Genomic DNA, 12,000 nt, shown 5'->3' with positions numbered 1-12,000 from the left:
TCGACTTGCATGTGTTAGGCACGCCGCCAGCGTTCATCCTGAGCCAGGATCGAACTCTCACGTTTAAAAGTTTGATCAGGCTAGAACTTAAGCTTGGCTTTTGTTCTGTCCGTTATTTACTATTTCTTTGTTCTGAATAAATTCTCTTTTGAGCATTGGTCTTGCGAATTACTTCGTAATTCCCAAGCTTTTGCATTCGCAAAATGTAATCAGTCAATCATAAATCTCATTGAGCAAGCTCATTCGATTTCTGCTTTCCTGATTCCACAATGCTCATTGCTTTTTGGAATTTTTCAGGGTTGCATTACTGTTTATTTGTCAAGGTGCTTTGTTGTTGTGCTCTTCAGCAGCAACTCGTTTAGTATATCGCAGCTTCAGATGTTTGTCAACAACTTTTTTTATTTTTTCGACTCATCAAAATGATTGATTGTCAAAAATCCGCTTATTTACTGAGGTTGTTTCCTCCGCAACGGGTAAGTCAAAGTATAGCACTACTCATTTTGCAATGCAACACTTTTTTTAATTATTTATAAAACTTTTACCAAAAGCTTCATAAACACTAGCGTAAAGCTGCATTAAAACAGTTATTGTACTGGTTATTATCTCTATATCTGTCACATATTCTATTAGATATATGATAGCCATAGCCTCAACTGCACCAAGAATTGCCCCCAAAAATCTATCCATTGCCCCGAATATTGGCACATTTCTCATTTTCTTAAAAGCATCTCCTATGGCAGTCATGATTTTGTATACCACAAATGCAACCAATAAATAGCCTATTTTGGGAATTATCACTCCATAATTTTGATTAAGCACGCTTCCAGCTATATTTGTAACATAGTACACAGAAGCAAATGCCGCAAAAACAGCAATAAGGCCTGCCGCTTCCGCAAACAGGCCATTATTTTTTCCATATGATATTCTCCAAAGAAATAGGCAGACAACTACTATTGTCAAAACCACCTGTGAAATATCAAAGTTCATATGTCACCCTTACTTTAATGTATATGTATCAACGCTATCCGCAGTAACAAGCACAAATTTGTTTCTCAGATTGGTTGGTACCAGAGTTCTTACAGGCTCCTCGAAAACTCCAGAAAACTTATCGTGTCCGTTCATATCTTTTATCACGCACTCATCTTCATTATAAATGATGATCTGCTTATTACTGAATATGATTTCAGAGTAATCAATGTCAAAATATGTAGTGAGAGATAATTCTCCGGATGTGTTATATACCTGCAGTCTGTAATTTCCCTCTTCAGTGCTGTTAGAAAAAACAAGTCCCACATAGTAATCATTAAAATATACCGATCTGACCTGCTCGTTTCCGGTAAAGTTCTCGCTTTGACTGACAGGCTTTTCTTCTCCTGTATAAAACATTATTCTGTCATCCGAAACAGCAAATACGGAGCTCGAATTCATAAACTGAACATAAGGAACAACCACACCAGGATAATCATAGCCGCTGGCATAATTATCAATTGAATTCTGCCCTACAGAACCAAAGTTAAAAAATGCCACACTAGTTTTAACTGTGCCGTCTTCAGGATATATATACGAAACGCCAACCAATTCGCCATTTGGAGAAATGCTTACACTTATAGGATACCCACTGTCTTTCATTGTGGTCTTAAAGTTAGCAATGGCATTTCCCTTTGAATCATATAAGTAAATCCATGTCACATCTGTTCCGTCAAGCACTACCGCCACAACGCCCTGAGCAGATACACAAAAATCCCTTATAGGGAGGTTCGTATCAATTTCTCCCATCGCTCCACCGGCACTACTCACATAGATGTTATGACCATTATAATCTCCCACAGCTATCACATTCTGGCATGTATGCGCTATTGGATTTTGCATTTCATAGGTCTGATTCCAAAGAACCTTACCATTTTCATCAATACAGCTTATACCATCTTTACTGTACTGGACTATATATCCGCCAAGTCCTATGACCTTAGCATCAGCGCCATTTGTTATTCCTGCCCCTTGCGTAAGCGTTGCCTCTGAATACTCTTTATCTCTCCAACTTATGTAGATTGCCGCAACAAGTAATATGACAATAGCCGCAACACTCACTGTTCTGAAAAAGACTGCCAGCTTATGACTTCTGATTTTTTCTTTATAAGAAGTTTCCCTGGTAAAAGATGTTTTGTCACCTTCAGTTTTATTTATTTTTCCGGCATAAGCGCTAAAATCTTTTACTTCCGCCAAATCTTTTCTCCGTATAACTATTTATTATTCAACAAAACTGATACACAGTCTCTGTATCATATTCTTTCTCAGGGCCAAATACCGGCTGAGGGAAAGAAGGCTGATTTATTGAATCGGGATAGAACTGTGTTTCAAGGCAAAATCCGTTTCTTGGCTCATATGTCGCACCATCTTTTGCATTGTTTGCTTTAAGGAAGTTGCCCACATATAGCTGAAATCCAGGAAGTGTTGTAAAACATTTCATAGTAATTCCTGTATCCGGAGAAGAAGCCACTGCAAACTCTTTAAGTGTACCATCTGCTCCATCTACCACAAAGTTATGATCGTAGCCGCCTACAAATTTCAGCTGTGCGTCATCAGCATTTACATCTCTGCCAATTGTCTTACCTTCAGTAAAATCAAATGGTGTACCTTTTACAGAAGCAATCTCACCTGTAGGAATAGCTGCTGAATCAATTACAGGTGTATACTGAACAGCATTAAGTTTAAGTGTATGTTCAAGAATGCTTCCCGAATTGTGTCCACCAAGATTAAAGTATGAATGGTTTGTCATATTTATAAGTGTCTTTGCATCACTTGTAGCATGGTAATGAAGAGACAGCTCATTTTCTTTTGATAAAGAAACAACAAGAGTAAATACTCTGTTTCCTGAAAATCCCATATCGCCATCTGAAGACTCCAAAGTGAATTTAACTGAATTATCACTTTCCTCGCCCTTCCATACGCGCTTATGGAATCCTTTTTCCATATCTGTGTGAAGATTATTCACTCCATCATTAACAGGAAGATTAAACTCTCTTCCTTCTATGCTATATTTTGCATTTGCAATTCTATTAGCTGTTGGTCCTACTGTAGCTCCAAGAAAACAGTCATTTACAAAATAACCATCAAGATCTGCATATCCCAGAGCAACATCTATTTTATTACCATTCTTATCAGGAACAATAATGTTTCTGATTATGCAGCCATAATCAAGAACAACAACTTCCATATTGTCATTGCTGATGTGATATGCGTGTACCTGCTCTCCGCCAGGTGCATTTCCAACAAGTTCTTTTCTTACTCCCATGATTTTTCCTCCAATTTAAGTGCGATTATAGTTCTGTTCTTCCCTCTAGCGCTCTTAAAAGTGTAACTTCATCAATATATTCAAGATCACCGCCAACCGGAACACCACTGGCAATCCTCGTAACCTTTATCCCCGTAGGTTTAACGAGTTTGCTTATATACATAGCAGTTGTTTCGCCCTCAAGGCTGGAATTGGTAGCAACGATGACTTCTTCAACATCCTCTGTCTGAAGTCTCTGCATAAGCTCTGTGAGACGAATGTCACCAGGTCCAATCCCAAGCATCGGTGAAATTGCTCCATGCAAAACATGATATACCCCTTCAAACTTACCGGTCTTCTCATATGCTGCTAAATCCCTCGCATTTTCCACGACCATGATGGTCTTGTGATCTCTGTTAGGATTATTGCATATTGGACAGATATCGTCATCCGTAAGGGTGCAACACACTTTACAGTAATGCACATTTTCACGTGCATTTGTTATTGAGTCTGCCAGCTTCTTAACCCTGTCTTTCGGAAGATTTATAATATAGAAAGCAAGCCTTTGTGCAGACTTGCCTCCTATTCCGGGCAATGAAGCCAGTTCGTCAATCAGTCGGTTAATATGTCCGCTGTATAGATCCATCAGAAAGGAAATCCTCCGCCAAGACCGCCTGTCATTTTGCCAAGCATAGCTCCGCTTGCTTCTTCAGCCTGCTTCATCGCTTCGTTAACAGCAGCTACTATCATATCCTGAAGCATTTCTACATCATCAGGATCAACAGCATCAGGAGAGATCACGATGCTCTTCACAGTTTTATTTCCAAAAACAGTTGCCTCAACTGCTCCGCCGCCAGCTTTAGCAGTGAATTCTTTTGTCTCAAGTTCTTTCTGTCCTTCCTCCATCTGACGCTGCATTCTCTGCGCCTGTTTCATTAAATTACTCATGTTACCGGGCATTCCACCACCCGGAAATCCTCCGCGTTTTGCCATTTCTTAATTCTCCTTTTCTTCATCCTCAGTAACTATATCAAAGTTTATAGCCTGTAGATTTACATAGTTTTCTTCAAATACAACCTGTGGCTCTATGAATCTGGTCTCAAATTCAACGTGTTTCCCAAGAGCCTGATCCAGCACATCCTGCAATTCCTCAGATGATGTACCATTTGAATATTTATCTGATAACTGCTTATTGTCAAAGACAATCTGCAGAATATCGTTGTTGCCAAGACTTAACCTTGCTTTCTGCAGGTAAGTCTTCATAGGGTTTTCCATTCTGGCAAGTATCCTTGGCCAATCATTTACAAGTCTTTTTATATCTTCAGGGACTGCCCTGTCCAGGGTTTTCTTTTGTCCCTGGGAAACAGGCTTTCCAGCGGAAGCTGCTGCCGCTCCGGCTACAACCGATACCTGGCCTGACTGAATTCCCTTTAAAAGCTTGGTGTGTTCCTCATCGTGCTGTTCTAAAACTCTTAATCTGTCCTCCAGAGCATCTTCAGCTTTGTCCATCTGAGGTTTACATATTTTTATCAATGTTATTTCTATTATTATACGTTTTTGAGTTGCATATCTAAGTTGTGATGACAACTCAGAAAAAATCCTGATGTATCTTAGGACCGTATCTATATCTGCGCCTTCAGCCTGCTCTTTTAAGGCCTTCAGATTATCAGAAGAAATGTCAATAACATCCTCCATCTGGTCTGAAGCCTGAACCAGCATAAGGTTTCTGAGATACCACACAAAATCATTTACAAACTGGTTTAATTCTCTACCCTGTATTACGATGTCTGCCAAAATGGTAAGTGCCTCATTGGCATCCTGTCTGTAGAGTGCATTAAAAAGTCTGCTGAAAACTTCTGTATCAACAGCACCAAGAACGCCAAGCACCTTGTCGTAAGTAAGTTCCTGCCCATAATTAAAAGCAAGACACTGATCCAGAAGGCTAAGTGAGTCTCTCATGGATCCATCAGCAGTTTTGGCTATGTATCGCAGAGCACGCTCCTCTACTGTAATACCTTCAGAGTCCACTACTTCCCGAAGTCTACCCTCTATAGTATCAATGGTAATCCTGTGAAAGTCATATCTCTGACATCTGGATAAAATAGTGATAGGAATCTTTTGAACTTCTGTTGTAGCCAGGATGAACATAACATATGAAGGTGGCTCCTCAAGTGTTTTGAGCAGCGCATTAAAGGCACCTGCTGAAAGCATGTGCACCTCATCAATAATATAGACTTTTCTTTTACCCTTTGTTGGAGAGTAGGAAACTTCGTCAATAATCTCTCTGACGTTATCAACACCATTGTTGGAAGCAGCGTCAATCTCTATAACATTCATGCTGTTTCCGGCTGCAATCTCCCTGCACATCTCACATTCACCGCAAGGGCTGCCATCCACCGGATGTTCGCAGTTGACTGCCTTGGCAAGAATCTTCGCAACAGAAGTCTTACCTGTTCCGCGGGTTCCGCAGAACAGGTAAGCATGTCCAACTCTGTCAGATTTAATCTGATTCTTAAGTGTTGTAACTATATGATCCTGTCCTTTTACATCTTCAAAAACAGGAGGTCTGAATTTTCTGTAAAGAGCTACATAACCCATTTAAAACAACTTCCACCTATAACAAAACTTTTATATCACTTTAATCCCCAAAGCACACGCCAAGCATCTTGGCTTCTTTTATGATGCTGGCATCAGGCGATACATATTTTAGCTTACCAGCTATTTCATTAAGAGGAACTTTGACGATCTCTCTGTTCTTGTAAGCTACCATATAGCCATATTCTTTGTCGAGAATAAGTTGACCGGCCTCTGCACCAAGTCTTGAAGCAAATACGCGATCATAAGGATCCGGAGCTCCGCCTCTTTGCATGTGCCCGGGAACGGTAACTCTCACTTCATGTCCACTCTTTTTCTGTATAGCTTCTGCTATCTCATAAGAAACTGAAGGATATTTGTAGTTTGCCATCTTTTCCTTGTATTCTTTCTTGGATAATTTTGCATCCTTCTTGGAGATAGCTCCTTCAGCAACTGCAATAATGGTAAATCTGCTGCCTCTCTTATCTCTAGCCTCGATAGCCTCACAAATCTTGTTGATATCGTAAGGAATCTCCGGAATCAGAATAACGTCAGCGCCTCCTGCAAGTCCTGCATTGAGAGTGAGCCATCCAACCTTATGTCCCATAACTTCTATGATAAAAACACGGCCATGAGAATCTGCCGTCGTATGTATATTGTCAATTACCTGTGTTGCAACATCCACAGCGCTTTGGAAACCAAATGTCATATCAGTTCCCCAAAGATCATTGTCGATAGTCTTGGGAAGAGATACCACATTAAGTCCCTCTTCACTCAAAAGATTAGCTGTTTTCTGAGAACCATTGCCACCGAGAACCACAAGACAATCCAACTGCAGTTTGTAATAATTCTGCTTCATGGCCTCAACTTTATCAAGACCGTTTTCATCAGGTTCTCTTATAGTCTTAAAAGGCGTTCTTGAGCTACCAAGAATGGTGCCACCTTTAGTCAGAATACCTGAAAAATCATGGGAAGTAAGCATTCTGAAATCGCCATAAATAAGTCCTTTATAGCCATTTTTAAATCCGTAGAACTCAACTTCCTCACCGCTGTGCGCAATACACTTTACAACGCCGCGCATTGCTGCATTCAAAGCCTGACAGTCGCCACCGCTTGTCAACATACCGATTCTCATCATGTGAATAGGCCTCCTTTGAATAAATATGCTAAATTGTTATTTGTAATCGCACATATCAATGACAATTATACAAAAAAATGTAGTTAATGCCAAGTAATACGCACGTCCGCTCCCATGCTATTTTCTAGTACTTTCTTCATCATCACGCTCATAAAATGTCACCGCAGAACCCGAAATCTTTTTACTCTCATAAGCGCAATTATCAGCTCTTTTATATAACTCGCCAAATGAATATGAGTCAGCAGGATGATAGATAGCCGCACCAACACTGATATCTATCTGTCTTCCCTGAAGTTTCTCAATGTCCATGTCATGTATGCTGTCTATCAGACGCTTCATGATAAGTTCGCCATCTTCTTTGCTGAAAACGCCAGGCATATAGGCTGCGTACTCATCACCGCCAAGTCTCATCACGATGTCTTTTTCCCTGAACAGACGCTTCATCATCTCAGCTATCCCAACAAGTACTTCATCTCCAACATCGTGGCCAAAATTATCATTTACAAGCTTGAATTTATCTACGTCAAACAAGAAGAACATTCCGCCGACATTTTTCTGTAAAAGGTCGCGAATCTTTCTCTCTCCGCTTCCACGATTATTAATCCCGGTGAGCTGATCGGTTTCAGCAAGATACTGGTACTTATCTCTTACGCGCTTTTCTTCATCGATTATCTCAGACGCAAATATTACGCTGGTGACTTTCTCATCCTGATCTCTTTCCGCCACAATTAATCTGCCACGATACCAGACATGATCATAGTTTAGAAATTCTAATGTAAGGGTCTGTTTGCCCTTCAGTCTATTATTCAACGACGAAAAATCCATAAACTCCTTCATCATCTCATATGATCTGTCTGCTACAAATTTACCCGTAACTTCCGCAACAGTTTCACGTGCGTGATAGCGTCCTTCCTCAAGAGTACTTGCAATGCTATAGTCCCTGCAAAAGATTATTTCAAGTTGATCCTTATCCAGATCAATTCTTACAATTGTCCCGTAAATGTTCGCCACAGCGTTAAGGTCTCTGGCGTTGATAAAGGATTCATGGTCCTTATGGTACTTCCTTTGATTCAGGACAAAAGAGATAACAAGTGCCAAAAACAGTACTGCTCCCAGCAGTAATGCTGTCTTTTTCAGTTCATCCATTTCAGCATTGGCATCTGTAATAGTCAGAACGTTGAGGTTATACAGCAAATGCCTCTGAGATATGATAAAGTCATCGTCGTTCCACCACCCATCGTTCCTAAGCTGATATGTGCTCTTTCCGCGATTATTTCTCCATGCATTGTATATTTCCCGTTTAAACTGGTCTTCTGACGCCGCGTAATCAACTCCCATTTCATCATCTTTGGAATTACAGATAACAGCACCCGAATCGTCCATTATCAGGACCGTACGCGTCTCATCATTTCCAAGAGGTTTTGTTGTCATATCCTTAAATGTTACATAGTCAATAGCAAAAGCGATAACGCTCTCCCCATCCTTTAGGAGCTTGCTTACTGTAATCACATAATCCTGGGTCCTAAGGTTATAATATGGGCCAACAAACGCATACCTTCCTGCATTTTTGACTGCCTCGGTATACCATAAACGCCCGGTTGCATCATAAGAACTATCCGGGGTCCAATTAACGCCATCCAAAAATTCACCTTTAAATACCCCAAAAACGCCCTTTGATCCGGTCCTTGTGATAATTCCAAGGTTTCCAGATTCATATACAAGGTAATCCCTGATTTCTTCCTCTGAGGCTCCTTTAGCCATCATGTATTCCGCTGAAGATGCACAGGACTTCAGGGTATTATCGATATTACCCAGATAAGTCAAAAAAGAGTCTGCTATATCACTGGTAGTTTTAGCGCCTCTATACTCAATATTCTTCAAATAAAGGTTTTCATAGCTTGAATAAACCCAAAAGAAAGCCACTAGTATTATTACCGGCCAAAAGAAAAATGGGATTATTCTTATTATCTTTTTCTTGTTTAGCATAAACCCCCTTTATAAAAACGCACTTTTACACATACATTTTATAATGTTTTTACGCACACTTCTATAACAAAACACTAATAAAAATCGAAACAAAATATAAACCAATCCATTGACGCATGTTCGCTAAAAAAGTATAATAAAAACCGCTGCAGATAGTATGCAGCGGTTTTTATGGAGTTGTACCCAAGTGGTTGAAGGGTCCGGATTCGAAATCCGGTAGGTCGGCTCGTCCGGCGCAGGGGTTCAAATCCCCTCAACTCCGTTTATATATTCAGTTCTTCAGGCGACTATGCATTCTTGAATTGTTGATTCAAGAATGCATAATTCTTAAATACTATTTAGAGAAATCACCATCTCAGCAGCTTCAAGCATTGTTGTTCCCGAATTCATTGCACATTTCTGCAAATATTTATGTGCTTCAGGTTCAGTCATATGATGTCTTTCCATCAGTAACTCTTTTGCCTTTGAAATAATCTTTTTATCAGCTTCACTTTTATGCAGCCTCTTTTGTTTCGCCTTCTTGCGAGAGAGGGTTACTCCCTCAAGCATCATGTTTATCGTAGTATACAAATCATTTTTGGAGAATGGCGACGGCAAAAACATGAGTTTCTCTCCAAAATTGTCAAAAGGCGCCTTATCAGCGGATGCAACCATAAGCATCTGGAAATACCCGGGAAGGTCCTCTGCAAGGTCAGAATAGAGCATGTCACTTAAGCGGTAGCCACATACAATGACTCCGCTTCCGAGATTCTCCATGGCCGAAAGTGCCTTTACCCCAGTGGTACAGGCAATGACATTATCATACCCGCCACGCAACAATATGCTTTTTATATTCTGAGCATCCTCAGGCTTTGCAAAAGCTACGATAATATTCACCCAAACTGCCTCGATCAGAAATTATTAAGGTACTTATCAATTTCCCATTTTGTTACACAGGTTCTGAATTCTTTCCACTCTGCCCTCTTGGCTGTGAGCACCTTGTTATAGATCTCATCTCCAAGAATTTCCTTTACAAAAGAGTCTGACTGATAAGCATAGATTGCTTCACCAAGTGTCAGAGGAAGTACATCGAGCTCTTGTTCTGCTCCGGCATTTCTTGTGGAAACAGCTTCCGGTGGTGTCATTTTCTTTTCAATACCATCAAGGCCTGCTGCCATCAAAAGAGCTATGGCAAGGTATGGATTACAGGTTGCGTCAGGATTTCTTACTTCAACCTGAGGATTTAAGTCAAGATCACTTGATATACGAATAAGCGCGCTTCTGTTTGCCGAGTTTGAAGACCATGATATATCTACAGGAGCGTCATAACCCGGCACTAACCTTTTATACGAATTTACGATAGGGTTCGTTATAAGAGTCATTCCTTTAACGTGATAAAGAATCCCTGCAACAAACTGCTTTGCAGTCTCAGATAAAGCCCCATTCTCATATGCAAAGATATTCTTTCCATCTTTATCCTCTGCTATAAAGCTCATATGCATTCCTGAACCGCTGATTCCTTCAACAGGTTTTGGCATAAACGTAGCATAGAGACCATGCTTCTTGGCAATAGTCTTAACTGCCATCCTAAAAGTCATTACCATGTCAGCTGCCCTTACTGCCTCTTCGCTACCAAACTGAATTTCGTGCTGCGCAGGCGCAATCTCGTGATGTGAAGATGAGATATTAAAACCCATCTCTTCAAGATTGAGGATTATCTCTCTTCTGACATTTTCGCCCTGATCAAGAGGCGCAACGTCAAAATATCCGGCTCTTTCCTTAGTGTCTGTAGTAGGCTGGCCGTTATCGTCATAATCAAATAAAAAGAACTCCGGAAGCGGATTAACCTTGATGTTAAGGCCCATTCCACAAGCCTTCTCAACCACCTGCTTTAAAACATATCTGGGATCTCCGGAAAAGGGCTTGTTATCTGCGGTGTAAACGTTACAGAACATGCGGGCTACTTTCCCTGCCTGTGGTCTCCAAGGATATATCTCAAAGCTATCAAGATCAGGATAAAGATACATATCGCTCTCTTCATTTCTGACGAAACCCTCAACAGAGATTCCGTCAAAGACATACTTATTATCAAGAGCCTTTTCAAGTCCACTTGAAGGAATTGCAATATTCTTGGGAACTCCGAAAAGGTCACAGAACTGGAGCCTGATAAAAGCTACATCCTCTTCTTCAACAATACGTATGATATCCTCTCTGGTATACTTGCTCATTTTTCCCTCCTAACAAAAATGGCGCACAAAACAAACGATTTCTCAGATCATTGTTTTGGCGCCCTTGCCACTATGGTTATTATCTTATTTTCTTTTTTAGAGAGTGTCAACGAATATTTTAGAAACTATACTGCAAAACAAGCTCGCTGATCACCCTGTAGGTTCCTCTTGGAACTGAATACTCTGTTCCATCTTCCATAACAAGTGAAGCCTTGGTTATTCTCAATATCTTTTTCAGATTGATAATGACATTTTTCCCAAGAAGATAAAAATACGGAACATCACCAAGGTCATCCATGAGCATCTGCATCGTGCTCCTTACAAGATAGCTCTTTTTCTCAGTCATGATTCTCTTGTAGTGATCCTCTGACTGTATATAAAGAATCTCGTCCACAGGAATCCTGCTTATTTCGCCGCTATCCCTGACTGTAAGAAACTTCACTTCCTCTTGCACGCAAACTCTGTCCATGGCTGAAAAAAACTCCTCCTCAAGGATAGGTTTTTCCAGATAATGCACAGCATGAATTCTGAATGCATCTTTATAGAAGGCATTTGAAGAAGTCATAAATATGATCTGACCGCTATTGTCACTTTTTCTTATGGTATCAGCGATTTCTATGCCATTCATCTTATCTATATATATGTCCAAAAGATAAATGTCATAACTTTCTTTTTCCATGGCCCCCAAAAGCTCTATGGATGAATTAAAAATGTCCAGTTTAAATTCCACACCTGGTTTTGACCTTTTGTATTTTTCCAAAAGTCCGGCCGCCTCAGCAGCAGAGCTTTTTTCATCATCACATATTGCGACTCTGTACATTTCA

General features: G+C 40.3%; 11 protein-coding genes, 1 tRNA gene and 1 rRNA gene. 1 reads left to right on the top strand and 12 read right to left on the bottom strand.

Annotated features, from left to right (window positions below; translation table 11 throughout):
• From BM146_RS15765 to BM146_RS15725, 9 genes are all read right to left on the bottom strand, one after another.
• Positions 1-65 (bottom strand): 16S ribosomal RNA (locus BM146_RS15765); the annotation flags it as partial.
• 454 nt (positions 66-519) lie between these two features.
• Entirely contained in the window at positions 520-987 is a 468-nt protein-coding gene (locus tag BM146_RS15760; protein WP_074891143.1) for a CvpA family protein, read from the bottom strand.
• 9 nt (positions 988-996) lie between these two features.
• Positions 997-2,223: a DUF5711 family protein gene (locus BM146_RS15755; RefSeq protein WP_074891141.1), complete on the bottom strand. Its 1,227-nt coding sequence runs from the start codon at positions 2,221-2,223 to the stop codon at positions 997-999.
• Between the two features lie 28 nt (positions 2,224-2,251).
• Positions 2,252-3,292 (bottom strand): aldose epimerase family protein, encoded by a 1,041-nt coding sequence (locus BM146_RS15750; protein WP_074891139.1) that lies wholly within the window; start codon positions 3,290-3,292, stop codon positions 2,252-2,254.
• 25 nt (positions 3,293-3,317) lie between these two features.
• The gene (gene recR / locus BM146_RS15745) at positions 3,318-3,917 is read right to left on the bottom strand and encodes a recombination mediator RecR (RefSeq protein ID WP_022775781.1); all 600 of its coding nucleotides are present in this window, start codon (positions 3,915-3,917) and stop codon (positions 3,318-3,320) included.
• Positions 3,917-4,264: a YbaB/EbfC family nucleoid-associated protein gene (locus BM146_RS15740; protein ID WP_074891137.1), complete on the bottom strand. Its 348-nt coding sequence runs from the start codon at positions 4,262-4,264 to the stop codon at positions 3,917-3,919. Before BM146_RS15740 ends, recR begins: the two co-directional genes overlap by 1 nt.
• A 3-nt stretch (positions 4,265-4,267) precedes the next feature.
• Positions 4,268-5,869 carry a DNA polymerase III subunit gamma/tau gene (gene dnaX, locus BM146_RS15735; protein ID WP_074891135.1) on the bottom strand — a complete coding sequence of 534 codons (1,602 nt, stop codon included), beginning with the start codon at positions 5,867-5,869 and terminating at the stop codon, positions 4,268-4,270.
• Positions 5,870-5,909: 40 nt separating this feature from the next.
• Positions 5,910-6,983 (bottom strand): 6-phosphofructokinase, encoded by a 1,074-nt coding sequence (locus tag BM146_RS15730; RefSeq protein ID WP_074891133.1) that lies wholly within the window; start codon positions 6,981-6,983, stop codon positions 5,910-5,912.
• Between the two features lie 117 nt (positions 6,984-7,100).
• Positions 7,101-8,969, bottom strand: a complete 1,869-nt coding sequence (locus BM146_RS15725; protein ID WP_074891130.1) for a sensor domain-containing diguanylate cyclase — start codon at positions 8,967-8,969, stop codon at positions 7,101-7,103.
• 173 nt (positions 8,970-9,142) lie between these two features.
• On the opposite strand from BM146_RS15725, the gene BM146_RS15720 reads away from it, so the two are divergent.
• Positions 9,143-9,231 (top strand) — tRNA-Ser (locus tag BM146_RS15720).
• Between the two features lie 65 nt (positions 9,232-9,296).
• Here the strand turns inward: BM146_RS15720 and BM146_RS15715 are convergent.
• From BM146_RS15715 to BM146_RS15705, 3 genes are all read right to left on the bottom strand, one after another.
• A complete protein-coding gene (locus BM146_RS15715) occupies positions 9,297-9,845 on the bottom strand; it encodes an ANTAR domain-containing response regulator (protein ID WP_074891128.1) in 549 nt (182 codons plus the stop codon).
• Positions 9,846-9,859: 14 nt separating this feature from the next.
• On the bottom strand, positions 9,860-11,176 hold the full coding sequence (gene glnA, locus BM146_RS15710) for a type I glutamate--ammonia ligase (protein WP_074891125.1): 1,317 nt from the start codon (positions 11,174-11,176) through the stop codon (positions 9,860-9,862).
• Positions 11,177-11,294: 118 nt separating this feature from the next.
• Complete coding sequence (locus BM146_RS15705; protein WP_074891123.1) at positions 11,295-11,996, bottom strand: LytR/AlgR family response regulator transcription factor; 702 nt, start codon at positions 11,994-11,996, stop codon at positions 11,295-11,297.
• Between the last annotated feature and the right edge of the window lie 4 nt (positions 11,997-12,000).

This window comes from Butyrivibrio proteoclasticus, from assembly GCF_900115735.1.
GTDB lineage: Bacteria > Bacillota > Clostridia > Lachnospirales > Lachnospiraceae > Butyrivibrio > Butyrivibrio proteoclasticus_B.
Note: the sequence above shows the minus strand (reverse complement) of the source record. Positions and strands in the feature narration are given on the sequence as shown.